Here is a 23,265-nt window from a genome sequence, read left to right as displayed (position 1 = left end):
CATGCAAGGAAGGCCGGACAGCGACAATTACCAACGCATTTTCCTGCAGGACGTGCCGCTGATTGACGTGCGCGCGCCGATCGAGTTTCAGCAGGGCGCCTTCGCTCAGGCGCTGAACCTGCCGCTGATGATCGACAGCGAGCGGCAGGCGGTGGGCACCTGCTATAAACAGCATGGGCAGCAAGCGGCGATAGCGCTCGGCCACAGTCTGGTGAACGGCAAACTGCGCGAACAGCGCACCGCCGCCTGGCTGGCGGCCTGTGCGCAGCGGCCCGAAGGCTATCTCTATTGCTTCCGCGGCGGTCTGCGCTCGCAGCTGGTGCAGCAATGGCTGCATGAGGCCGGCGTCGAGTACCCGCGTATCATTGGCGGTTATAAGGCGCTGCGCAATTATTTGCTCGGCGTGCTGGCGCAAAGCGCAGCATTGCCGATGGCCCTGGTGGGCGGCAATACCGGCAGCGGCAAGACGTTGCTGGTCAACGAACTGGCCGACGGCGTCGATCTGGAAGGTGCGGCGCGCCATCGCGGTTCATCTTTTGGTCGAACGCTGGCGGGCCAGAGCTCGCAGATCGATTTTGAGAATCGTCTGGCTGTGTTATTGCTGAAAAAACAGCATGGTGGCAGCCGCCGTTGGGTGCTGGAAGACGAAGGGCGGATCATCGGCAGCAACAATTTGCCGCTGCCGTTGTTCAATGGGATGCAGCAGGCGCCGGTGGCGGTGATCGACGATCCGTTCGACATTCGCCTGGCGCGTTTGCAGGCGGAATATATCGACGGCATGCGCGAACAGTTCGAACAGGCCTATGGCATGGAAGAGGGCTGGCGACAGTACGACGACTATCTGCACCACGGCCTGTACGCCATACGCCGCCGCCTGGGGCTGGAACGCTTCCAGCAGCTGACGCAGCGGTTGGAAGCGGCGCTGCGGACACAGCGGCTCAGCGGCCAGGGCGAGGCGCACCGCGAGTGGCTGGCGCCCCTGTTGCAGCAGTACTACGATCCGATGTATTGCTATCAGTTGGAAAAGAAAGCCCAGCGGATTGTCTTCCGTGGGAACTATGCAGAAGTAAGAGAATTCTTGATGACGTTCAGCCAGAAAAACGGTGAATAATGCGACTGTTCATAGCCGAGAAACCGAGTTTGGCGCGCGCCATTGCCGACGTATTGCCCAAGCCGCATCGCCGCGGCGACGGGTATATCGCCTGCGGCAACAACGATGTGGTGACCTGGTGCGTCGGCCACCTGTTGGAGCAGGCTCAGCCTGACGCTTATGACAGCCGCTATGCGCGCTGGTCGTTGGCGGATCTGCCGATCATTCCTGAAAAATGGCGGTTGCAGCCGCGGCCGTCGGTCAGTAAACAGCTCAACGCCATTAAAAAGTTGCTGCTTGAAGCCGATGAAGTGGTTCACGCCGGCGACCCGGATCGCGAAGGACAACTGCTGGTGGATGAGGTGCTGGACTACCTGGATCTGACGCCGGAAAAACGCCAGAACGTGCGCCGCTGTCTGATCAACGATCTCAACCCGCAGGCGGTGGAGCGCGCGGTTGAACGCCTGCGCGACAACCGTGACTTCATCCCGCTGTGCGTGTCCGCCCTTGCGCGCTCACGCGCCGACTGGCTGTACGGCATCAATATGACCCGCGCTTATACGCTGCTGGGCCGCAACGCCGGTTATGACGGCGTGTTGTCGGTGGGCAGGGTGCAGACGCCGGTGCTGGGGTTGGTGGTGCGGCGCGATGAAGAGATCGAAAACTTCGTGCCGAAAGACTTCTTTGAGGTCAAGGCGCACATCGTTACGCCGAAAGAAGAGCGTTTCGTGGCGCTGTGGCAGCCCAGCGAGTCGTGCGAGCCTTATCAGGACGAAGAGGGGCGCTTGCTGCACCGGCCGTTGGCGGAGCACGTGGTTAAGCGCATCGAGGGCCAGCCGGCGCTGGTCACGTCCTATAACGATAAACGGGAATCAGATACCGCGCCGCTGCCGTTTTCGCTCTCCACGCTGCAAATCGAAGCGGCCCGGCGTTATAACCTCAGCGCCCAACAGGTGCTGGACGTTTGCCAGCGGTTGTATGAAACCCATAAATTGATCACCTATCCGCGTTCCGACTGTCGCTACCTGCCGGAAGAGCATTTCGCCGGTCGCCACGCGGTGCTGAACGCCATCAGCGTGCACCAGCCTGAACTGTACCCGCAGCCGGTGATCGACAGCGATCGCCGCAACCGTTGCTGGGACGATAAAAAAGTCGATGCGCACCACGCTATCATTCCCACCGCCCGTGCCGGCAAGATTAATCTGACGCAGGATGAACGGAACGTGTATGGGCTGGTGGCGCGCCAGTATCTGATGCAGTTTTGTCCGGATGCGGTATTCCGCAAATGCGTGATTGAGCTGGATATCGCCGGCGGCAAATTTATCGCCAAGGCGCGTTTCCTGGCGGAAGCCGGTTGGCGTACGCTGCTGGGGAGCAAGGAACGCGACGAAGAAAACGAAGGCGCACCGCTGCCGGTGGTGGCTAAAGATGATGAGCTGCTGTGTGAGCGCGGTGAGGTGGTGGAGCGCCAGACGCAGCCCCCGCGGCCGTTTACCGACGCCAGTCTGTTGTCGGCCATGACCGGCATCGCGCGCTTCGTACAAGATAAAGCGCTAAAGAAAATCCTGCGGGCGACCGATGGTTTAGGTACGGAAGCGACGCGAGCGGGGATCATCGAATTGCTGTTCAAACGGGCGTTTCTGTACAAGAAGGGACGCTATATTCACTCCAGCGAAACCGGGCGCGCGTTGATTCACTCGCTGCCGGATCTTGCTGCGCGTCCTGATATGACGGCAAACTGGGAGGCAACGCTGACGCAAATCAGCGAGAAATCCTGCCGTTATCAGGACTTTATGCAGCCGTTGGTCGGCACGCTGCAAGAGCTGATTTATCAGGCCAAGCAGAGCCGGGCGAGCATGGCGTTCCGTGGGTTGCCGCCGCCGCCTTCCAGCGGAGGCAAAAAACGCAGGAAAAGCGCCGGCAAGGCGCAGGAGAAGAGTGAATGAAGCACGGACTCAATGGGGTGCTGGCTGCCGCTGCCCTGGCCTACTGCGGCCTGGCGGCCGCCAACCGGGGCGATGTGGACGTGGTGTTGCCGGTTTCGCCGGAGATTTGGGGGACGGCGAAAAACGGCGCCAATTCGCCACCGGCGCAACCCTGCAACCGCTGTTGCGTCTACCAGAATCAAAACTATTCCGAAGGCGCGGTGCTCAAAGTCGAAGGCGAAGTGCTGCAGTGTGTGCGTGAGCCTAACACTATCGGCACCAACCCCTTGATTTGGGTGCGATTGAAGAAGTGACCATGTAACCTATCGCCGCGCTCAGCGTGCATCGCCTTGCGCGGCGATATAGTCCGCCAGCAGTGGAACGTCGGCCGGGGCCAGGGTATATTCCTGCGCCTGTTGCGGCGTGACCCACACCAGCGCTGAGTGACAATGCAGCTGCAATTCACCGGAGAACTCCGCGACTCGCCAGGCGTGTAGCCGGATGAGGCGTTCGCCTTGCTGCCACTGATTGCTGCCTACATAGTTGCCGATACGGGCGCAAATCCCCAATTCTTCATCCAGTTCGCGCGCCAGCGCCTGCGGTTGGCTTTCACCCGGCTCAACTTTGCCGCCGGGAAACTCCCACAAACCTGCCTGATCGCTGCCTGCGCCGCGTTGGGCCAGCAAAATGCGCCCATTTTGTTCCAGAATGGCGGCTACCACGTCAATAATTTTCATTGGCTTCACAGAGTAAAACCCCGGCGGGCGCCGGGGTGATGGGGTTACAGCGTAAATTCCGCCCAGACCGGCGCATGGTCGGAAGGTTTCTCCATGCCGCGGGTTTGGTAATCGATGCCGGTGGCGATGCAGCGCGAAGCCAGCGGGGTGCTGGCCAGCAGCAGATCGATACGCAGGCCGCGGTTGTCGTCGAACCCTTTGGAGCGGTAGTCGAACCATGAGAACTCGTCGTTGCGCCCCGGGTTGGCGTGGCGGTAGGTATCGACCAGGCCCCAGTTCAGCAGGCGATCCATCCATTCGCGCTCTTCCGGCAGGAAGGAACATTTACCGGTGCGCAGCCAGCGTTTGCGGTTGTCTTCGCCGATGCCGATATCGTAATCGCTGGGGCTGATATTCATGTCGCCCATGATCAGCACCGGGGATTCCGCCGACAGCTGCTGCTCCAGGTAGTTTTGCAGATCCTGATAAAAGCGTGTTTTAGCCGGGAATTTGATCGGGTGGTCGCGGCTTTCACCTTGCGGGAAGTAGCCGTTGATCACCGTCAGCGTGCCCTGCGGCGTAGCCAAATCGGCCATGATGATGCGACGCTGCGCGTCTTCTTCATCGGTCGGGAAGCCGCGGCGCACGGCCAGGGGCTCCGCTTTGGTCAGCAGCGCCACGCCGTAATGGCCTTTTTGCCCGTGATAGAACACGTGATAGCCGTGCTGGCTGACTTCTTCCAATGGGAACATGTCATCGTGAACTTTGGTTTCCTGCAGACCGATCACGTCGGGCTGGTGCTGTTCGATAATTGCCGCCAGCTGATGCGGACGCGCGCGCAGTCCATTGATATTAAAAGAGACAAACTTCATGAGCGGTGCCGTTTTCACGAGAAAAATGTGCTGTGATAGTAGCAGAGTTTGGCGGGAAATGTAACGCAGACAGCGGCGAGCCCGCTGACTGCGCAGCCGGCATTATTTCGCCCAGCGGTCGTAATTTTTGGGTTGATAGTCGTCAAACTGTTGCAGCAGCGTTTGCGCCGATTCGCTGATGTGCAGCGTACCGAGATAGTCGTGGCGCATGAAGCCCTGATCGGCGACGTGTTCGAGGAACTGGCTCAGTGGGCGGTAGAAACCGTTGACGTTCAGCAGGCCGACCGGTTTGTTGTGATACCCGATTTGCCCCCAGGTCCAGATTTCAAACAGCTCTTCCAGCGTGCCGATGCCGCCGGGCAGGGCGATAAAACTGTCCGCCAGCGCCGCCATACGGGCTTTGCGCGTATGCATGTCTGGCACCACTTCCAATTCAGTCAGGCCGCGATGCGCCGTTTCCGCTTCAACCAGGCGCTCGGGGATAATGCCGACAGCTTCACCGCCCGCCGCCAACACCGCGTCCGCCACAATCCCCATCAGTCCTTTTTTGCCGCCGCCGTAGATTAAACGGCGTCCCTGTGCGGCCAGCAATTGCCCCAGTTGGCGAGCCTGCTCGGCATAAGCGGGATTGACACCTTCGCTGGCGCCACAAAAAACGCAAATATTGTTTCGCATCCACCTGTTCCTTACTGCACTAAAGAAGCCAGTGGTATAGCGAATTGTCGGCCGGAGTTCAAGTTACGGGCGGAGGAGAGAAATAAAACGTCTGGATGAAAGCGGTAAATAAGGGGGAGATAACTTGATTTATTGATACGAGAACATTGGATGCAACGTGTTGGATGCGATGTGCTTTAAGTGGGTTTTGGGATTTTCTGTAAGAAATGGTGGTGGGGGAAGGATGATTCGTCGCTGCGCGACTCACCCTGCGGGCCGCGCTGAAGCGCGTTGTCTCACTGCGTGAGACTCGAACCTTGGTCGAAGCTTCTCATCCTTCCCCAATACGGAGCATTATGAATGCGATGTGCTTTTAATTCGGTTTTGGGATTTTCTGTAAGAAATGGTGGTGGGGGAAGGATTCGAACCTTCGAAGTCAGTGACGGCAGATTTACAGTCTGCTCCCTTTGGCCGCTCGGGAACCCCACCATGGTATTCATGGATTTGCTGATTTTTTAAGGAATGGGCTAAATTCCTATTGTGTGCTTCTAAGGATGACCGCGCTAAAGCGCGTTGTCTCGCTGCGCTCGGCTCGAACCTTGTCGAAGCTTCTCATCCTCCCCCTCGGCGTTTAATGATATTTCAGCTTTCGCTTCAAGTTCATCAACAGAGATGAAGATGGTGGTGGGGGAAGGATTCGAACCTTCGAAGTCAGTGACGGCAGATTTACAGTCTGCTCCCTTTGGCCGCTCGGGAACCCCACCATATACATGGCTATTTAACTGGCCTTGCTTGCGAGAGCGCTGTCTCGGTAAGCGGGGCGCATCATATCAAATGAAGCGGATGTGTAAAGCATTGAAATGCAGAAAATGAATCGTTTGCCGTTTTTTTATTCTTGGCGGTGCATCCCTGAACGAAATGCACCGATTTATTGAGCGATTACAGAATAACGGTGCGATTGCCGTAGACGAAGACGCGCTGCGCCAACACCTGATACAGGGCTCGGCTGAGCACGTTTTTCTCTACGTCGCGGCCGGCGCGCATCATATCCTCGGCGGAATAGGTGTGATCGACGTGGATCACGTCCTGCATGATGATCGGGCCTTCGTCGAGATTGTCGTTAACGTAGTGAGCCGTGGCGCCGATGATTTTCACGCCGCGTTCGTAGGCCTGGTGATAAGGCCGCGCGCCGATAAACGCCGGCAGGAACGAATGGTGAATGTTGATCACCTGATTCGGATAATGTTGCACGAAGGCCGGCGTCAGCACGCGCATATATTTGGCCAACACCACGTAATCCGGCTGATATTGATCGATCTTGGCCGTCATTTCGCGGTCGTGCTGTTCGCGCGTCAATCCTTCGTGGCTCACCAGATGGAAAGGAATATCGAAACGCTCCACCAGCGTTTGCAGCGTGTCGTGGTTGCCGATTACGGCGGCGATCTCAACGTCGAGGCCGCCATAGGCGCTTTTCATCAACAGATCGCCCAGGCAGTGTGCCTCTTTGGTGACCAGCACCACGATGCGCCGACGTCCGGTGCTGTGCAACTCACGCAGCGAACCTTCCGGCAGCGCGCTGTCCAGATCGGCCAGCAGCGTGTTGTCGTTGAAAATGCCTTCCAGCTCGGTGCGCATGAAGAAACGCCCGGTGCGGTGATCGACGAACTCATTATTCTGGACGATATTGAGCTCGTGTTTGTAACAGATGTTGGTGATCTTGGCGATCAGCCCTTTGGCGTCCGGGCAGATGGTGCGTAACACTTTTCGTTGTACATTTTGGTGTGGCATGGGTTTGAGGATCCTGTCTGATACTGAACGGCCTGTCTGCGCAGGCGTTAACGTGAAGCGCCGGCCGGCTAGCGCCCGCAGCACTTCTTATATTTTTTCCCTGAGCCGCAGGGACATATCGCATTTCGGCCGGGCTGGGGTTTGCTGCCGTCGATATAATACCAACGTTGATCGCGACGAAGGAAGCGTGAGCGCTCATGCATCGCCTGGGGCTCGCCGCTTTCGCCATCGGTGAAGCGGGCGATGAATTCGACGAAGCCTTCGTCCGGCTCATGGCCGGTTTGCTCCTCGACGATCGTCAAGCCCAGCCATTCGGTGTTTTTGAAACTGTCGACGATCGCATTGCGCCACGCTTCGGCGCCGCAGTCGGGGTGCCAGGTGGCGATCAGATAGTCGACGTTATGATTCACGTAGGCGGTGAAGCGTGAACGCATCAGTTGGCCGGGCGTCGGCGCCGGCTGACTGCCGCTGATAAAAGGGGCGCAGCACGCGTTATACGCCAGTCCGCTGCCGCATGGGCATGATTCGGGCAAAATAACTCCTGAGAAAACGAGGCTGAAAATGAATTTAGCGCATATGTTACCTAACAATATTCGTCAGTGACAATCTACCCTGAAAGCAGAGAACACCTTTTACCGAGAGGATGGCGCTATGCGGCAAATCAAGATCGGACTGGCGCTGGGGGCGGGCTCGGCTAAAGGCTGGGCGCACATCGGCGTGATCAATGCGTTAAAGAAACTGGGGATTGAGGTCGATATCGTTGCCGGCTGCTCTGTTGGCGCGTTGGTGGGGGCGGCATTCGCCAGTCACCGTTTGCCGGTGATGGAGCAGTGGGTACGGTCGTTCAGCTATTGGGATGTCATCCGTCTGATGGATTTTTCCTGGCAGCGCGGCGGTTTGTTGCGCGGCGATCGGGTGTTCAATGCCGTCGGGCAACTGTTGAAGATTAGTGATATTGCCGAATGTGCGCTGAAGTTCGGCGCCGTGACGACCAATCTCAGCACCGGCCGCGAACTGTGGCTGACCGAAGGCGATATTCATCAGGCGGTGCGCGCTTCTTGCAGCATGCCAGGCCTATTGGCGCCAGTGTGGGCCGACGGTTATTGGCTGGTGGACGGCGCAGTGGTTAATCCGGTACCGGTGTCGCTCTGCCGGGCGCTGGGCGCCGATATTGTCATTGCGGTCGATCTGCAGCATGACGCGCATTTGATGCAGCAGGATCTGTTCTCGATACGCGGCGAGGACGAAAGCCCGGACGATACGCCTGCGGAGACCTGGCGCGGGCGCCTGCGGGAGCGCGTCGGCAGAATGCGCAAGCGCAAACCGACGACGGCGCCGACGGCGATGGAGATTATGAGCACATCGATTCAAATGCTGGAAAATCGCCTGAAGCGCAACCGGATGGCGAGCGATCCGCCGGACGTTTTGATCCAGCCTTTTTGCCCGCAGATCTCAACGCTGGATTTCCACCGCGCCGATGAAGCGATCGAGGCGGGGTTGCTGGCGGTTGAAAAACAACTGGATCGGTTGTTGCCGTTGATAAAAAATAGATAATTATCGGTTCTTGGTTGGCAATGCGCGGTTGGTCTGTTTCAGACGAGCATAAGTGACCTTTTTGAGCCACTATTACACTATGGAAAGGGACGAGGCTCGGCTGATGGCATTACCACTCACTCACAAGCGTATCTTGATCGTTGAGGACGAACAGGTTTTTCGTTCCGTGCTGGTCGGTTATCTGACCTCGCTGGGCGCTGAAACCGGCGAGGCGACCAACGGTTTACAGGCGCTGAGTGCCGTCGATGACTTCAAGCCGGATCTGATTCTGTGCGATCTCGCGATGCCGGAAATGGGCGGCATCGAATTCGTTGAACACCTGCGTCTGCAGGGGCTGCAGATCCCGGTGCTGGTGATCTCCGCTACCGACAAGATGGCGGACATCGCCAAGGTGCTGCGTTTGGGCGTACAGGATGTGCTGCTGAAGCCGCTGACCGATCTCAATCGCCTGCGTGAGGCGGTGCTGGCGTGTTTATACCCCAATATGTTTACCTCCCAGGCGATTGAAGAGGTTGAGCTGTTTCAGGATTGGGACGCGCTGAGCAAGAATCCTTCCGAAGCCGTCAAACTGCTTAAGCAATTGCAGCCGCCGGTGCAGCAAACCATTGCGCATTGCCGGATCAACTATCGCCAGTTAACCACGGGCGAAAATCCCGGGCTGGTGCTGGATATCGCGGCATTGTCAGAAAAAGACCTGGCGTTCTATTGCCTGGACGTCACGCGCGCCGGTGATAATGGCGTATTGGCGGCGCTGCTGTTACGCGCATTATTTAATGGGTTGCTGCAAGACCATCTGGCTAATCAACAACATCGCCTGCCGCAAATGTCGGCATTGTTAAAGCAGGTTAATCAATTATTGCGGCAGGGGAAATTAGACGGTCAATTCCCGCTGTTGCTGGGATATTATCACGCCGAAAATAAAAACCTGATTCTGGTTTCCGCCGGGCTGCATGCCAACGTCAATACCGGCGACAATCAAATTCAGCTGAGCAACGGCGTGCCGCTGGGCACGCTGGGCGCCACCTACATGAACCAGATCAGTCAACGCTGTACGGCCTGGCAATGTCAGGTATGGGGCAGCGGCGGCCGATTGCGGCTGATGCTCAGCGCTGAATAATGGGCGTTGATCGGCGATATCTTAAGCTATTCACTTATCGGTAATTAAACCGTCTATTTCTTCTCCCGATTATCAGAACGGGTAATAGTCCTAAATGTTTTCTATTTGTGTTCTGGTTAATGCCAGGCGCGCATAAGCTGGTATACTCCGAAGGTTTTTTTATATCGAGCCCAAGCTCATAAAATGAGCGCTTCAGCTTTAAGAGAGGAAATAATGCCTGCTGTAAATCGCAAAGTCAGAAAAGCCGTGATCCCGGTTGCAGGCTTGGGTACGCGGATGTTGCCGGCCACCAAAGCCATTCCGAAAGAAATGCTGCCGCTGGTTGATAAACCGCTGATCCAATACGTCGTCAATGAGTGCATTGCAGCAGGGATTAACGAGATTGTGCTGGTCACCCACTCCTCCAAGAACTCGATCGAAAACCATTTTGATACCAGTTTCGAACTGGAAGCGATGCTGGAAAAACGCGTCAAGCGTCAACTGCTCGATGAAGTGCAGTCAATCTGCCCGAAGGGCGTTACCGTGATGCAAGTCCGCCAGGGGAATGCCAAAGGCTTGGGGCATGCGATTATGTGCGCCTACCCGATGGTGGGCGATGAGCCGGTCGCGGTGGTGTTGCCGGACGTGATCCTTGACGAATACAGCGCCGATCCGAAAAAAGACAACTTGCACGACATGCTGCAGCGCTTCGAAACCACCGGCATCAGCCAGATCATGGTTGAACCTGTGCCGCATAAAGATGTTGGCAACTACGGCGTAGCCGACTGTAAGGGCGTCGAATTGCATCCGGGCGAAAGCGCGCCGATGGTCAGCGTGGTCGAGAAGCCGTCGCCGGAGAAAGCGCCTTCCAACCTGGCGATTGTCGGTCGTTATGTCCTCTCCGCCGATATCTGGCCGCTGTTGGCGAAAACGCCTCCGGGCGCCGGCGACGAAATTCAGCTGACTGACAGTATCGAAATGCTGATGCAGCAGGAAACGGTGGAAGCGTATCACCTGAAAGGCGTGAGCCATGACTGCGGTAACAAACTCGGTTACATGCAGGCCTTCGTGGAATACGGCATGCGCCATGCCAGCCTGGGCAAAGAATTTTCTCAGTGGCTGCAACAGGTTGTTGCCGCTGACAAGAAGTAATTGAGTGATCTTTCGTCTTAATTTGAAAAACTAGGATTTTCACATGAAAGTAACAGTTTTTGGTATTGGTTATGTGGGTCTGGTGCAGGCCGCCGTACTGGCTGAAGTAGGCCATGACGTTATGTGTATTGACGTCGATGAGCGAAAAGTCGAAAACCTGAAAAAAGGGAATATCCCGATTTTCGAACCGGGTCTGACGCCGCTGGTGCAGCAAAACTATGAGGCCGGCCGTCTGCATTTCACCACCGATGCCAAAGCGGGCGTGGCGCACGGGACTATCCAGTTTATCGCCGTCGGCACGCCGCCGGATGAAGACGGTTCCGCCGATCTGAAGTACGTCACCGCGGTGGCGCGCACTATCGCCGAGCACATGACCGATCGCAAAGTGGTGATCGACAAATCCACCGTGCCGGTCGGTACGGCGGACAAGGTGCGTCAGGTGATGGCTGAAACGCTGGCGAAACGCGGCAGCAACGTGCCGTTTGACGTGGTATCCAACCCGGAATTCCTGAAGGAAGGCGCGGCGGTGGCAGACTGCATGCGTCCTGAGCGCATCGTGATCGGTACCGACAATAAAGATGTGATCGAGCCTATTCGCGAGCTGTACGAACCGTTTAACCGCAATCACGATCGTATGATCATGATGGATATCCGCAGTGCGGAGCTGACCAAATATGCCGCTAACTGCATGCTGGCGACCAAGATCAGTTTTATGAACGAAATGTCCAACCTGGCGGAAATGCTGGGCGCGGACATTGAGAAAGTGCGTCAGGGCATCGGTTCTGACTCACGCATCGGCTATCACTTCATCTACCCGGGTTGCGGCTACGGCGGCTCTTGTTTCCCGAAAGATGTCCAAGCGCTGATCCGCACGGCGGAGCAGATCGGTTACCAACCGAAGCTGCTGCAGGCGGTAGAGCAGGTCAACTATCAGCAGAAAGACAAGCTGAACAGTTTTATCAACGACTACTTCGGCGGCGATCTGAAGGGCAAAACCTTCGCGCTGTGGGGGCTGGCGTTCAAGCCGAATACCGATGACATGCGTGAAGCTTCCAGCCGCGTGCTGATGGAACAGCTGTGGGCCGCAGGCGCCACCGTTCAAGCCTACGATCCTGAGGCGATGAACGAAGTTCAGCGCATCTATGGCCAGCGTGACGATTTGAAGCTGGTGGGCACCAAAGAGGCTGCATTGCACGGCGCCGATGCGCTGGTTATCTGCACCGAATGGCAGAACTTCCGCGCGCCGGACTTTGATGTGATCAAGGGCGCGTTGAAGCAGCCGGTGATCTTCGATGGCCGTAACCTGTACGATCCGGAGCGTTTAGAGAGCCGCGGTTTCACCTATTACGCAATTGGCCGTGGCGCCTCGATTAAACCGGTTATTTAAGGAGTGAGCATGAAATTCCTGGTTACAGGCGCCGCAGGGTTTATCGGTTATCACGTTGCAGAGCGTTTATTGACCGCCGGTCATCAGGTTGTCGGCATTGATAACCTGAATGATTATTATGACGTGGGCCTGAAAATGGCCCGTCTGGATCGACTGGCGGATAAGCCGGGATTCCGCTTTATCAAGCTGGATTTGGCCGATCGTGAAGGCATGGCGGCATTGTTTGCCGAGCATCAGTTCCAGCGAGTCATTCATTTGGGGGCTCAAGCCGGCGTACGTTATTCGCTGGTCAATCCGTTGGCTTATGCCGATGCCAACCTGATCGGTCATTTAAACGTTTTGGAAGGCTGCCGTCATAATAAGGTTGAGCATTTACTTTACGCCTCTTCCAGCTCGGTATATGGCCTGAATCGCAAGCTTCCATTCGCCACCGAAGATTCTGTCGATCATCCGGTGTCACTGTATGCGGCGACTAAAAAAGCCAATGAGCTGATGTCCCACAGCTATTCCCATTTATACGGTCTCCCGACGACCGGGCTGCGGTTCTTTACCGTATATGGTCCCTGGGGGCGTCCGGATATGGCGCTGTTCAAATTTACCAAAGCCATATTGGCCGGGGAGAGCATCGACGTATATAACCACGGTGAAATGCACCGCGATTTTACTTACATCGATGATATCGCCGAGGCGATAGTGCGGTTGCAGGCGGTTATTCCGCAGGCGGATCCGTCATGGACCGTTGAGCAGGGCTCGCCGGCAACCAGTTCCGCGCCGTACCATGTTTATAATATCGGCAATAGTGCTCCTGTTAAACTGATGGAATATATCAGCGCTCTGGAGCAGGCATTGGGGGTAACGGCCCGTAAGAATATGCTGCCGATGCAACCGGGCGATGTGATGGATACCAGCGCGGATACGGAAGAGCTTTATCGTGACATTGGTTTTAAACCGGAAACCAGCGTTGAAGAGGGCGTGAAGCGCTTTGTTGACTGGTATAAGGCATTCTATCAGGTTAAATAATTGAACGAGGATAAATGCGATAGAAGGGGCCTTTAGGTCCCTTTTTTTTCGCTGCGCTCTCATGTACGGCGCAAAAGCGAATTAGGATATTTACTAAAAGGAGAGAGGAATGACGGGATCAGGGTTATACGCTCTAAAAATGAAAAGGCCCCCCGCAGGGAGCCTTTCAGATACGGACTGAATCGCTATTACAGCAGGAAATCATCCAGAGATTTACCTTGCTCTTCGATTGCTTTCTTAATCACCGCAGGAGTACGGCCTTGGCCGGTCCAGGTTTTCAGCTCGCCGTTTTCGTCTTTATATTGGTATTTAGCTGGACGTGCTGCACGTTTTGCTTTGCCGGCAGCCTTGTTGGCAGCCATGGTTTGCAGCAGTTCATTTGGATCGATACCGTCAGCAATCAGCATTTCGCGGTATTGCTGCAGTTTACGAGTGCGTTCTTCGATTTCTGCTTGAGCCTGGCTGTCTTCTTCGCGACGTTCGTTCACAACAACTTCCAGTTTCTCGAGCATTTCTTCCAGCGTTTCCAGTGTGCATTCTCTTGCCTGGGCGCGCAGAGTGCGGATGTTGTTCAAAATCTTTAATGCTTCGCTCATTGTCCTAGTCTCAAATTATATTGGTGGGGGGCGTCTCGATAATAATAGAGTGCTCTTTTCTTTTCTGCAATAGCCAAATTGGCTTGAATACTCAAATTTACCTTTAAAAAAACCGTTAATCGGATCAGTCCGACTAATAATAGGAAGGGCTGTTAACTATTACCCTTGGCACGCTTAAGTCAAAATTTCAGCAGACAGGCTTTAAAAGGCGCGTATCACAAGGCTTTCATCGATAAGTTATCGTAGTAATTTATATCAATATTACAATGAGTTCTGTGGACTTAATCACGCCACGGCAGGCCAGACATTGTAAACAATAGGGGTATATAGGTAAAGATTGCGTCAGTAAACCTTGGCGCGTCGGCGCAGGTGATTAAATGCCCGGTATTGGGCTCGCGTATAATAGACGGGGGCTCCGCCGCGGCTGCAGCGCCAGCGAGAGGGAATGGGCAAGTCGGCATTAATGGGCAAATCACCGGGCTTAACCATTAGCAAGAATTAATAGTGATGACAGGCATACATTATCCTGTAAATAGCTGTAAAAAGAACAGGCCGACAGAACGATATGTTTCGCTTGAAAGCGCATTATTACGGCGAACGCAATATTCGTTCGCTTTGGGCTGAGCCGGGGGGGCGGGTTATGGTACACTTACCGTCCTAATCAACATTTTGAATATTTCTTATACCATCGGAGTTGCGGGGCCATGGCTCAACTTTATTTTTATTACTCTGCGATGAATGCCGGCAAGTCCACCGCGCTGCTACAGTCTTCATATAACTATCAAGAGCGCGGTATGCGCACGCTGGTGTTCACTGCGGAGATCGATCACCGCTTTGGCGTAGGCAAAGTCAGTTCGCGCATTGGTTTATCCTCGCAGGCGCAGCTCTATAACAACGACTCGATGCTGTACGCCATGATCCAGCAAGAGCATCAACAGCAGCCGGTGCATTGTGTGCTGCTGGATGAAAGCCAATTCCTGACCAAAGCGCAGGTTGAGCAATTATGCGATGTGGTGGACCAACTGGACATTCCCGTATTGTGTTACGGCTTGCGTACCGATTTTCTCGGCGAGTTGTTTACCGGCAGCCAATATTTGCTGGCCTGGGCCGATAAGCTGGTGGAATTGAAAACCATCTGTCACTGCGGGCGTAAAGCCAACATGGTGTTGCGGTTGGATGAGCATGGCAAGGCGATGCACGCCGGCGAGCAGGTGGTGATTGGCGGTAACGAGAGCTATGTCTCCGTCTGTCGCAAGCATTATAAAGAGGCGATCCACTCCCTGGAGTAGGGGCGAAAATGCCGCCAGCGCCCGCTGAGGCGTTTTGGCGGCGGGATAAGAAAAACCGCGCGCCAGACGCAATAAAAAACCCGCCATTCGGCGGGTTTTTTCATCGGTTCACGGAACCGTTATTTCTTGGGCTTCTTTACTGCGGTTTTGGCTGCGACCGGTGCAGCCGCTTCCTCTTCCACCGTTTCGCTGAACTCGCGGCCATAGAAGGTATCCAGCATGATTTGCTTGAGTTCGGCAATCAGCGGATAGCGTGGGTTGGCGCCGGTGCATTGGTCGTCGAAAGCGTCTTCCGACAGCTTGTCGACTTTCGCCAGGAAGTCGGCTTCTTGCACACCCGCCTCACGGATGGAAGCTGGGATGCCCAACTCGGTTTTCAGCTCGTCCAGCCAGGCCAGCAACTTCTCAATCTTCTGCGCGGTGCGGTCGCCCGGTGCGCTCAGGCCGAGGTGGTCGGCGATTTCAGCGTAGCGGCGGCGCGCCTGAGGGCGGTCGTACTGGCTGAAGGCCGTCTGCTTGGTCGGGTTGTCGTTCGCGTTGTAACGAATGACGTTGGAAATCAGCATCGCGTTAGCCAGGCCGTGCGGAATGTGGAACTCCGAACCCAGTTTGTGCGCCATGGAGTGACAAACCCCGAGGAAGGCGTTGGCGAAAGCGATACCGGCGATGGTGGCGGCGTTGTGCACGCGTTCACGGGCAACCGGGTTCTTCGCGCCTTCTTTATAGCTGGCCGGCAGATACTCTTTCAACAGTTTCAACGCTTGCAGCGCCTGGCCGTCAGAGTATTCGTTCGCCAGCACCGACACGTAGGCTTCCAGCGCGTGGGTCACCGCATCCAGGCCGCCGAAGGCGCACAGGGATTTCGGCATGTTCATCACCAGGTTGGCGTCGACAATCGCCATGTCCGGGGTCAGCGCATAGTCGGCCAGCGGGTATTTCTGCCCGGTGGCGTCGTCGGTCACGACGGCGAATGGCGTGACTTCCGAACCGGTGCCTGACGTCGTGGTGATGGCGATCATCTTCGCTTTGACGCCCATTTTCGGGAACTTGTAGATACGCTTGCGGATGTCCATGAAGCGCAGCGCCAGATCCTCGAAGTGGGTTTCAGGATGTTCGTACAGCACCCACATGATTTTCGCGGCGTCCATCGGCGAGCCGCCGCCCAGCGCGATGATGACGTCCGGTTTGAAGGAGTTCATCTGCTCGGCGCCTTTACGCACGATGCTCAGCGTCGGATCGGCTTCCACTTCGAAGAACACTTCGGTTTCGATGCCGTGTGACTTGAGAACCTTGGTGATCTGGTCAGCATAGCCGTTGTTGAACAGGAAACGGTCGGTCACGATGAAGGCGCGTTTCGCCCCGTCGGTCGCCACTTCTTCCAGCGCGATTGGCAGTGAGCCACGGCGGAAGTAGATCGATTTCGGAAGTTTATGCCACAACATGTTTTCTGCTCGCTTCGCTACAGTTTTCTTGTTGATCAGGTGCTTAGGTCCGACGTTTTCAGAGATGGAGTTACCACCCCAGGAACCGCAACCCAGCGTCAGCGAAGGCGCGAGTTTGAAGTTATACAGGTCGCCGATACCGCCCTGAGAAGCCGGGGTGTTGATCAGGATGCGAGCCGTTTTCATTTTATCGCCGAAGTAGGCGATGCGAGCCGTTTGGTTATCCTGGTCGGTATACAGGCAAGAGGTGTGGCCGATACCGCCCATGGCGACCAATTTTTCGGCTTTGGCGACGGCGTCTTCGAAGTCTTTGGCGCGGTACATCGCCAGCGTCGGCGACAGTTTTTCATGGGCGAAAGGTTCGGACTCGTCGACCAGCTTCACTTCGCCGATCAACACTTTGGTGTTGGCCGGCACTTTAATGCCCGCCATCTCGGCGATTTTCGGCGCGGATTGCCCGACGATGGCCGCGTTCAGGCCGCCGTTTTTCAGGATGATGTCCTGCACCGCCTTCAGTTCTTTGCCCTGCAGCAGATAGCCGCCGTGGGAAGCGAAGCGCTCGCGTACCGCATCATAGATAGCGTCAACGACGATGACCGACTGTTCGGAAGCGCAGATAACGCCGCTGTCGAAGGTTTTGGACATCAGGATAGAGGCGACCACGCGTTTGATGTCTGCGGTCTCGTCCACCACGACCGGCGTGTTACCGGCGCCTACGCCGATTGCCGGTTTGCCGGAGCTGTAGGCGGCTTTCACCATGCCCGGGCCACCGGTGGCCAGGATCAGGTTGATGTCAGGGTGGTGCATCAGCTGGTTGGACAGCTCGACGGTAGGTTGGTCGATCCAACCGATGATGTCTTTCGGCGCGCCGGCGGCGATAGCGGCTTGCAGCACGATGTCGGCGGCTTTGTTGGTGGCATTCTTCGCACGCGGGTGCGGCGAGAAGATGATGCCGTTGCGGGTTTTCAGGCTGATCAGCGCTTTGAAGATCGCGGTAGAAGTTGGGTTGGTGGTAGGAACGATACCGCAAATCAGGCCGATAGGTTCGGCGATGGTGATGGTACCGAAAGTGTCATCTTCAGACAGGATGCCACAGGTTTTTTCATCTTTATAGGCGTTGTAGATGTACTCGGAAGCGAAGTGGTTTTTGATCACTTTGTCTTCGACGATACCCATTCCGGATTCTTCCACGGCCATTTTGGCCAACGGGATACGGGCATCAGCAGCGGCGAGGGCGGCAGCGCGGAAGATTTTATCCACTTGCTCTTGAGTGAAGTTGGCATATTCGCGCTGGGCTTTTTTGACACGTGCGACAAGCTCGTTCAGTTCAGCGACATTCGTTACAGCCATAATGCTCTCCTGATAATATTAAACTCTTTCAGTAAATAAGCCGTGCGAGCCACTAGTATAGTCGTAACGGGGATAAGCGGTGATGAGAATACCGGGGTCTTCCCGCGTTATTTCTTCGCATGCTGCTGATTTGCTTAAAGAGCTTCACCCTACGCCAACCGGAGGGGCAGGCAATGAGGAGAACGGAACCGGCGATGCCGCGGCCTACTTTGTTCTACTCCCTGACTACGACTAAGAGCTTACCCACTGTTGGGTAGTTGATTTGTGATCTAAATCATGAAAAGTGCAAGCTGACACCTTTCAGCTTGGTGTTTTTGAGAGTGATTCTCAATAACTGTGATCGGTGACTCTTTTTTCAACATAAAAAATCAAAAGGCCATACATCACTTTAACAAAGGGCATTTGTTTTGTTGCCTAACTTGCTGGTAGTCAAAAATGCTGCTCTGGCCGGATGGATTACCCGCGGCAATTCCATTACATTAGCGCGCATAGTCAGCACACCTTTACAGCAATTAACGCGGAGCCATCTGTGGGCCAATCTCTGTTGGATCTTTCCGGCTTTATCAAGTTCTTTGTCGGTCTGTTTGCGCTGGTCAACCCGGTGGGCATCTTGCCGGTATTTATCAGTATGACCAGTTACCAGGCGGAAGCGGGGCGCAATAAAACCAACCTGACCGCCAACCTGTCGGTTGCCATCATTCTATGGACATCGCTGTTCCTGGGGGAAGGGATATTGCGGATGTTCGGCATCTCCATCGATTCGTTCCGCATCGCCGGCGGTATTTTGGTGGTGACCATCGCCATGTCGATGATCAGCGGCAAGCTGGGTGAAGATAAGCAGAACAAACAGGAGAAATCGGAGAGCGCGATCCGCGAAAGCATCGGCGTGGTGCCGTTAGCGCTGCCGTTGATGGCGGGGCCGGGGGCGATCAGTTCCACCATCGTGTGGAGTTCCCGTTATCACAATTGGCAAAGCCTGCTCGGCTTTACGGTGGCGATCGCCTTATTCGCTTTTTGCTGCTGGTTATTGTTCCGCGCCGCGCCGCTGTTGGTGCGTTTGCTTGGGCAGACCGGCATCAACGTGATCACCCGTATCATGGGCCTGTTGCTGATGGCGCTCGGGATCGAATTTATCGTTACCGGCATTAAGGCGATATTCCCCGGCCTGTTGTAATCGCTCTCGCTTGGCCGCGCCTCTGACCTTGAGCGCGGCTAAAATTAATTTTAAAAGTTAAATTATTTATTGGTTCGCATTATTATAGTGCACAAGATGAATAAAATTTATGCCATTGCACTCTTATGTTGCATAAATCTCATGTTGCTGCTTAAAAAAAACGCTAAGCGTTATTTCAGACACTTTTCTTTCCCCATTTCCGCGCGTTTTCTCCTCGTTAAACGGTAAAGCTGTTGTTAAATTAATCACATCATTCTGTGGGGCTTGTCTCACTTTCATCCAGGTGTTATTAGTGATTAACCGCCTGTAGGCAGGTGTTTGTTCTTTGAATGGCTGGTTTGTTAACTGAATGTTTCTTTGTGCGGCAATGGTATTGCGTCGACAGTTTCAAATGAAACTAATTTTGAGTTTTCTCCTTTAAAATCAAAGTTTTTTTCATGTCTTCCTTTGCCCTTCATCACAAGGGCCGGATCGGGCTTGGTGCGATAAAAGAGAATTGCTTAACATTTTTGTAAAATTTATTGGCTATGGAATTTGGCTTCTGCTAATTTCCGAGCAACTTTCCCGTGGTCAATTAACTGAAATGCGCCATAAAAACGGGAATGATTTTTGCTGGTATCCGTTTATTTAGAATTCTTATAAACACTTCACAAACTTCGATAAGCGATGCTTGTCGGTGAAAAGGAGCCTCGATTATGCAGCAAACCCTGAAGCGCACTTCTTTGACCTTGTTGATTAGCGGCGCGTTGAGCGTCATTGCCGTAAATAGCAGTTTGGCGGCGGAGGTTCCGGCCGGCGTCCAATTGGCGCAGCAGCAGAATATTGTCATCAACAACGGCAGCGAAGTGGCTTCATTGGATCCGCATAAGGTCGAGGGCGTGCCCGAAAGCAATATCATTCTTAACCTGCTGGAAGGGCTGGTGAGCACCGACGCCAACGGGCATGTGGTACCGGCGGCGGCGGCGAGCTGGGAAAACCAGGATTATCGGCAGTGGACCTTCCACCTGCGCCCCGGCGCGGTATGGAGCGACGGCAGCCCGGTCACTGCGCAAGACTTCGTCTACAGTTGGCAGCGCCTGGCCGATCCGAAAATCGCTTCTCCCTACGCCAGTTACCTGCAGTACACCAAAGTCGAGAATATCGACGACATCCTGACCGGCAAAAAGAGCCCGCAGACTCTCGGCGTCAAGGCGTTGGACGATCAAACGCTGCAGGTGACCCTGAGCGAACCGGTGCCGTATTTCATCAGCATGCTGAGCCACACGTCGCTCAAACCGGTCAAACGCGCGGTGGTGGAGAAATTCGGCGATAAATGGACGCTGCCCGCTAACTATGTCGGCAACGGCGCTTACCGCCTGAAAGAGTGGGTGGTGAACGAGCGCATTGTGGTGGAGCGCAGCCCGAGCTACTGGAATAACAAGCAGACGGTGATCAACCAGGCGACCTTCCTGCCGATCGCTTCTGAAGTCAGCGACGTCAATCGCTTCCGCAGCGGCGAGATCGATATCACCAACAGCGCCATTCCGCCGTACCTGTACGTCAAAATGAAGCGCGAGGTGCCCGAGCAACTGCACGTTAACCCTTATCTGTGCACTTTCTATTACGAACTCAATAACCAGCGGGCGCCGTTCACCGATCCGCGGGTGCGTGCGGCGGTGAAGATGACGCTGGATCGCGACATTATCGCCAACAAAATCATGGGCCAGGGGCAGATCCCGGCCTACAGCTTCACGCCGACCTTCACCGAAGGCGTCAACTTCACGCAGCCCGCGTGGGCCGGCTGGAGCCAGGAGCAGCGCAACGCCGAAGCCAAAAAACTGCTGGCGGAAGCGGGTTACAGCGCCGCCAAGCCGCTGAAGTTCTCGCTGCTGTACAACACCTCCGATCAAAACAAACAGCAGGCGATCGCCGCCGCATCGATGTGGAAGAAGAACCTCGGCGCCGACGTCACGCTGCGCAACCAGGAGTGGAAGACTTCGCTGGAAAGCCGCCATCAGGGGCAGTACGACGTGGCGCGCGCCACCTGGTGCGGGGATTACAACGAGCCGAGCGCCTTCCTGAACCTGGTGCTGTCCAACAGCAGCATCAACACCGTGTTTTACAAGAGCCCGGCGTTCGACGCCATCATGGCCGCCACGCTGAAGGCGCCGGATGAAGCCGCGCGCGCCGCGCTCTACCAACAGGCGGAAACGCAGTTGGACAAAGACTCCGCATTGATTCCGGTGTATTACCGCGTCAGTGCGCGTTTGATCAAACCGACGGTAGGCGGGTTCACCGGCAAAGATCCGCTGGACTATACCGACGTTAAAAATCTGTACATCATCAAGCAGTAAAAGGGGTATTCCTCACGCTGAACCGCAGGGGAATATGGGGAAGGCCCGCCGCCGCATTCGTTCCGCAGCGGCGGGAAAACAGAGTCCGCTTACGGGCAACGCAGGTTCCACGAAGAGCCTGTGATAATAAAAAACTGGAGTCGATAAGTATGACCAACATCACGAAGAAAACCCTCATTGCCGCCGGCGTCATCGCCGCGCTCGGCATCACAGCAACCACCTCCGCCTTCGCGGCCGACGTTCCTGCAGGCGTGCAACTGGCCGACAAGCAAGAAATCGTCAAAAACAACGGTTCCGAAGTGCAGTCGCTTGACCCGCATAAAATCGAGGGCGTGCCGGAAAACAACGTGACCCGCGATCTGATGGAAGGCCTGGCGAACAACAGCCCGGACGGTTCCATCGTGCCGGGCGTCGCGGAAAGCTGGGATAACAAGGATTTCAAAGTCTGGACCTTCCACCTGCGTAAAGACGCCAAATGGTCCAACGGCAAGCCGGTGACGGCGCAAGATTTCGTCTACAGCTGGCAGCGCGTGGTGGATCCGAAAACCGCGTCGCCTTACGCCAGCTACCTGCAGTACGCCCACGTAGAAAATGTCGATGACATCATCGCCGGTAAAAAAGACAAGTCGACGCTGGGCGTGAAGGCCATCGACGACCACACCTTCCAGGTGACCCTGAGCGAGCCGGTGCCTTATCTGGTTGAAATGACCCCGCACTACGCCATGAAACCGGTCTATAAGGACGCGGTAGAGAAGTTTGGCGAGAAGTGGACGCTGCCGGCCAACTACGTCAGCAACGGCGCCTACAAACTGAAAGACTGGGTTGTCAACGAACGCATCGTACTGGAACGTAACCCGGAATACTGGGATAACGCCAAAACCATCATCAATAAAGTGACGTTCCTGCCTATTTCGTCGGAAGTGACCGACGTTAACCGCTACCGCACCGGTGAAATCGACATGACCTACAACAACATGCCGATCGAACTGTTCCAGAAGTTGAAGAAAGAGATCCCGAAAGAGGTGCACGTCGATCCTTATCTGTGCACCTACTATTACGAAATCAACAACCAGAAGGCGCCGTTCACCGATGCGCGCGTGCGTGAAGCGCTGAAGCTGGGCATGGACCGCGACATCATCGTCAACAAGGTGAAAAACCAGGGCGATCTGCCGGCCTACAGCTTTACGCCGCCATACACCGACGGCGCCAAGCTGACCCCGCCGGAGTGGTTCGGCTGGACGCAGGAAAAACGCAACGAAGTGGCGAAGAAACTGCTGGCGGACGCCGGCTACGGCCCGGGTAAACCGCTGACCTTCTCCCTGCTGTACAACACCTCCGATCTGCACAAGAAGCTGGCGATCGCCGCCGCCTCCATCTGGAAGAAAAACCTGGGCGTGGACGTGAAGCTGGTGAACCAGGAGTGGAAAACCTTCCTGGATACCCGCCATCAGGGCACCTATGACGTATCGCGCGCCGGCTGGTGCGCCGACTACAACGAGCCGAGCTCGTTCCTGAACATGATGCTGTCCGACAGCAGCAGTAACACCCCGCACTACAAGAGCGCCGAGTTCGACAAGCTGATGGCCAACGTGTTGACCGCGAAGACCAAAGACGAGCGCGCCGATCTGTATCAGAAAGCGGAAGTTCAGCTGGATAAAGATTCCGCCATCGTTCCGCTGTATTACTACGTGAACGCCCGTTTGGTGAAACCTTACGTCGGTGGCTACACCGGCAAAGACCCGCTTGATAACGTGTACGACAAAAACCTGTACATCATCAAGCATTGATACGGTAAGAGCCGGCGGCGCAGGCCGCCGGCCCATGTTG

Annotated in this window: 19 protein-coding genes, 2 tRNA genes and 1 other RNA gene; 12 read left to right on the top strand and 10 right to left on the bottom strand. The window is 55.5% G+C overall.

Annotation, left to right across the window (positions count from 1 at the left end; translation table 11 throughout):
• Position 1: 1 nt before the first annotated feature.
• From mnmH to ACP3TA_RS19490, 3 genes are read left to right on the top strand one after another with little or no spacing between them, the layout of a single operon-like run.
• Positions 2 to 1,111, top strand: a complete 1,110-nt coding sequence (gene mnmH, locus ACP3TA_RS19500; RefSeq protein ID WP_089192610.1) for a tRNA 2-selenouridine(34) synthase MnmH — start codon at positions 2 to 4, stop codon at positions 1,109 to 1,111.
• Positions 1,111 to 3,036 (top strand): DNA topoisomerase III, encoded by a 1,926-nt coding sequence (locus ACP3TA_RS19495; protein WP_021503851.1) that lies wholly within the window; start codon positions 1,111 to 1,113, stop codon positions 3,034 to 3,036. The genes mnmH and ACP3TA_RS19495 overlap by 1 nt, the downstream gene beginning before the upstream one ends.
• Positions 3,033 to 3,329 (top strand): YnjH family protein, encoded by a 297-nt coding sequence (locus ACP3TA_RS19490; RefSeq protein WP_033643308.1) that lies wholly within the window; start codon positions 3,033 to 3,035, stop codon positions 3,327 to 3,329. Before ACP3TA_RS19495 ends, ACP3TA_RS19490 begins: the two co-directional genes overlap by 4 nt.
• Positions 3,330 to 3,350: 21 nt before the next feature.
• Here the strand turns inward: ACP3TA_RS19490 and ACP3TA_RS19485 are convergent, their stop codons facing one another.
• The 8 genes from ACP3TA_RS19485 to ACP3TA_RS19450 form a co-directional block, all read right to left on the bottom strand.
• A complete protein-coding gene (locus ACP3TA_RS19485) occupies positions 3,351 to 3,752 on the bottom strand; it encodes a pyrimidine (deoxy)nucleoside triphosphate diphosphatase (RefSeq protein WP_169539615.1) in 402 nt (133 codons plus the stop codon).
• Positions 3,753 to 3,796: 44 nt separating this feature from the next.
• A complete protein-coding gene (gene xthA, locus ACP3TA_RS19480; RefSeq protein WP_004932192.1) occupies positions 3,797 to 4,603 on the bottom strand; it encodes an exodeoxyribonuclease III in 807 nt (268 codons plus the stop codon).
• A 102-nt stretch (positions 4,604 to 4,705) separates the two neighbouring features.
• Entirely contained in the window at positions 4,706 to 5,278 is a 573-nt protein-coding gene (locus ACP3TA_RS19475) for a TIGR00730 family Rossman fold protein (protein WP_004932190.1), read from the bottom strand.
• A gap of 207 nt (positions 5,279 to 5,485) precedes the next feature.
• Positions 5,486 to 5,613, bottom strand: a non-coding RNA gene (locus ACP3TA_RS19470) — RtT sRNA.
• Positions 5,614 to 5,661: 48 nt separating this feature from the next.
• Positions 5,662 to 5,746, bottom strand: a tRNA-Tyr gene (locus ACP3TA_RS19465).
• A 190-nt stretch (positions 5,747 to 5,936) separates the two neighbouring features.
• Positions 5,937 to 6,021: transfer RNA gene (locus ACP3TA_RS19460), tRNA-Tyr, on the bottom strand.
• 175 nt (positions 6,022 to 6,196) lie between these two features.
• Complete coding sequence (purU, locus tag ACP3TA_RS19455) at positions 6,197 to 7,045, bottom strand: formyltetrahydrofolate deformylase (RefSeq protein ID WP_004932187.1); 849 nt, start codon at positions 7,043 to 7,045, stop codon at positions 6,197 to 6,199.
• A gap of 68 nt (positions 7,046 to 7,113) precedes the next feature.
• Positions 7,114 to 7,578, bottom strand: coding sequence for a YchJ family protein (locus ACP3TA_RS19450; protein ID WP_033643306.1), 465 nt, complete (start codon positions 7,576 to 7,578; stop codon positions 7,114 to 7,116).
• A 118-nt stretch (positions 7,579 to 7,696) separates the two neighbouring features.
• Between ACP3TA_RS19450 and rssA the strand changes: the two genes are divergently transcribed.
• The 5 genes from rssA to ACP3TA_RS19425 all read left to right on the top strand — a co-directional run bounded on the left by rssA (position 7,697) and on the right by ACP3TA_RS19425 (position 13,254).
• Positions 7,697 to 8,599 (top strand): patatin-like phospholipase RssA, encoded by a 903-nt coding sequence (rssA, locus tag ACP3TA_RS19445; RefSeq protein WP_164119581.1) that lies wholly within the window; start codon positions 7,697 to 7,699, stop codon positions 8,597 to 8,599.
• Between the two features lie 103 nt (positions 8,600 to 8,702).
• Positions 8,703 to 9,716, top strand: coding sequence for a two-component system response regulator RssB (gene rssB / locus ACP3TA_RS19440; RefSeq protein WP_004932178.1), 1,014 nt, complete (start codon positions 8,703 to 8,705; stop codon positions 9,714 to 9,716).
• A gap of 213 nt (positions 9,717 to 9,929) precedes the next feature.
• Complete coding sequence (galU, locus tag ACP3TA_RS19435; RefSeq protein ID WP_033650221.1) at positions 9,930 to 10,847, top strand: UTP--glucose-1-phosphate uridylyltransferase GalU; 918 nt, start codon at positions 9,930 to 9,932, stop codon at positions 10,845 to 10,847.
• Positions 10,848 to 10,890: 43 nt separating this feature from the next.
• Positions 10,891 to 12,234: a UDP-glucose dehydrogenase family protein gene (locus ACP3TA_RS19430; protein ID WP_033643303.1), complete on the top strand. Its 1,344-nt coding sequence runs from the start codon at positions 10,891 to 10,893 to the stop codon at positions 12,232 to 12,234.
• Positions 12,235 to 12,243: 9 nt separating this feature from the next.
• Positions 12,244 to 13,254 carry an NAD-dependent epimerase gene (locus tag ACP3TA_RS19425; RefSeq protein ID WP_206196484.1) on the top strand — a complete coding sequence of 337 codons (1,011 nt, stop codon included), beginning with the start codon at positions 12,244 to 12,246 and terminating at the stop codon, positions 13,252 to 13,254.
• 188 nt (positions 13,255 to 13,442) lie between these two features.
• On the opposite strand, the gene hns is transcribed toward ACP3TA_RS19425, so the two are convergent.
• Positions 13,443 to 13,850, bottom strand: coding sequence for a histone-like nucleoid-structuring protein H-NS (hns, locus tag ACP3TA_RS19420; RefSeq protein ID WP_004932170.1), 408 nt, complete (start codon positions 13,848 to 13,850; stop codon positions 13,443 to 13,445).
• 704 nt (positions 13,851 to 14,554) lie between these two features.
• Between hns and ACP3TA_RS19415 the strand changes: the two genes are divergently transcribed.
• Positions 14,555 to 15,139 carry a thymidine kinase gene (locus tag ACP3TA_RS19415; protein WP_033643301.1) on the top strand — a complete coding sequence of 195 codons (585 nt, stop codon included), beginning with the start codon at positions 14,555 to 14,557 and terminating at the stop codon, positions 15,137 to 15,139.
• A gap of 119 nt (positions 15,140 to 15,258) precedes the next feature.
• On the opposite strand, the gene adhE is transcribed toward ACP3TA_RS19415, so the two are convergent.
• Positions 15,259 to 17,931: a bifunctional acetaldehyde-CoA/alcohol dehydrogenase gene (gene adhE, locus ACP3TA_RS19410; protein WP_033643300.1), complete on the bottom strand. Its 2,673-nt coding sequence runs from the start codon at positions 17,929 to 17,931 to the stop codon at positions 15,259 to 15,261.
• Positions 17,932 to 18,460: 529 nt separating this feature from the next.
• On the opposite strand from adhE, the gene ACP3TA_RS19405 reads away from it, so the two are divergent.
• The 3 genes from ACP3TA_RS19405 (at position 18,461) to oppA (ending at position 23,225) form a co-directional block, all read left to right on the top strand.
• Positions 18,461 to 19,105: a YchE family NAAT transporter gene (locus tag ACP3TA_RS19405; protein ID WP_015378089.1), complete on the top strand. Its 645-nt coding sequence runs from the start codon at positions 18,461 to 18,463 to the stop codon at positions 19,103 to 19,105.
• A 695-nt stretch (positions 19,106 to 19,800) separates the two neighbouring features.
• Positions 19,801 to 21,438 carry an ABC transporter substrate-binding protein gene (locus tag ACP3TA_RS19400; protein WP_096242312.1) on the top strand — a complete coding sequence of 546 codons (1,638 nt, stop codon included), beginning with the start codon at positions 19,801 to 19,803 and terminating at the stop codon, positions 21,436 to 21,438.
• Positions 21,439 to 21,587: 149 nt separating this feature from the next.
• Positions 21,588 to 23,225 (top strand): oligopeptide ABC transporter substrate-binding protein OppA, encoded by a 1,638-nt coding sequence (gene oppA, locus ACP3TA_RS19395; RefSeq protein ID WP_033643298.1) that lies wholly within the window; start codon positions 21,588 to 21,590, stop codon positions 23,223 to 23,225.
• The last annotated feature ends 40 nt before the right edge of the window (positions 23,226 to 23,265 follow it).

The organism is Serratia sp. 2C06 (assembly GCF_050037615.1).
Lineage (GTDB): Bacteria > Pseudomonadota > Gammaproteobacteria > Enterobacterales > Enterobacteriaceae > Serratia > Serratia ureilytica.
Note: the sequence above shows the minus strand (reverse complement) of the source record. Positions and strands in the feature narration are given on the sequence as shown.

What these genes read in the sequence shown, in the direction of transcription:
- ACP3TA_RS19415 (WP_033643301.1), top strand. Translation starts at nt 14,555, where the DNA reads ATGGCTCAACTTTATTTTTATTACTCTGCGATGAATGCCGGCAAGTCC.
- ACP3TA_RS19475 (WP_004932190.1), bottom strand. Translation starts at nt 5,278, where the DNA reads ATGCGAAACAATATTTGCGTTTTTTGTGGCGCCAGCGAAGGTGTCAAT.
- ACP3TA_RS19495 (WP_021503851.1), top strand. Translation starts at nt 1,111, where the DNA reads ATGCGACTGTTCATAGCCGAGAAACCGAGTTTGGCGCGCGCCATTGCC.
- purU (WP_004932187.1), bottom strand. Translation starts at nt 7,045, where the DNA reads ATGCCACACCAAAATGTACAACGAAAAGTGTTACGCACCATCTGCCCG.
- ACP3TA_RS19430 (WP_033643303.1), top strand. Translation starts at nt 10,891, where the DNA reads ATGAAAGTAACAGTTTTTGGTATTGGTTATGTGGGTCTGGTGCAGGCC.
- mnmH (WP_089192610.1), top strand. Translation starts at nt 2, where the DNA reads ATGCAAGGAAGGCCGGACAGCGACAATTACCAACGCATTTTCCTGCAG.
- xthA (WP_004932192.1), bottom strand. Translation starts at nt 4,603, where the DNA reads ATGAAGTTTGTCTCTTTTAATATCAATGGACTGCGCGCGCGTCCGCAT.
- ACP3TA_RS19400 (WP_096242312.1), top strand. Translation starts at nt 19,801, where the DNA reads ATGCAGCAAACCCTGAAGCGCACTTCTTTGACCTTGTTGATTAGCGGC.
- ACP3TA_RS19425 (WP_206196484.1), top strand. Translation starts at nt 12,244, where the DNA reads ATGAAATTCCTGGTTACAGGCGCCGCAGGGTTTATCGGTTATCACGTT.
- oppA (WP_033643298.1), top strand. Translation starts at nt 21,588, where the DNA reads ATGACCAACATCACGAAGAAAACCCTCATTGCCGCCGGCGTCATCGCC.
- galU (WP_033650221.1), top strand. Translation starts at nt 9,930, where the DNA reads ATGCCTGCTGTAAATCGCAAAGTCAGAAAAGCCGTGATCCCGGTTGCA.
- hns (WP_004932170.1), bottom strand. Translation starts at nt 13,850, where the DNA reads ATGAGCGAAGCATTAAAGATTTTGAACAACATCCGCACTCTGCGCGCC.
- ACP3TA_RS19490 (WP_033643308.1), top strand. Translation starts at nt 3,033, where the DNA reads ATGAAGCACGGACTCAATGGGGTGCTGGCTGCCGCTGCCCTGGCCTAC.
- adhE (WP_033643300.1), bottom strand. Translation starts at nt 17,931, where the DNA reads ATGGCTGTAACGAATGTCGCTGAACTGAACGAGCTTGTCGCACGTGTC.
- rssA (WP_164119581.1), top strand. Translation starts at nt 7,697, where the DNA reads ATGCGGCAAATCAAGATCGGACTGGCGCTGGGGGCGGGCTCGGCTAAA.
- rssB (WP_004932178.1), top strand. Translation starts at nt 8,703, where the DNA reads ATGGCATTACCACTCACTCACAAGCGTATCTTGATCGTTGAGGACGAA.
- ACP3TA_RS19485 (WP_169539615.1), bottom strand. Translation starts at nt 3,752, where the DNA reads ATGAAAATTATTGACGTGGTAGCCGCCATTCTGGAACAAAATGGGCGC.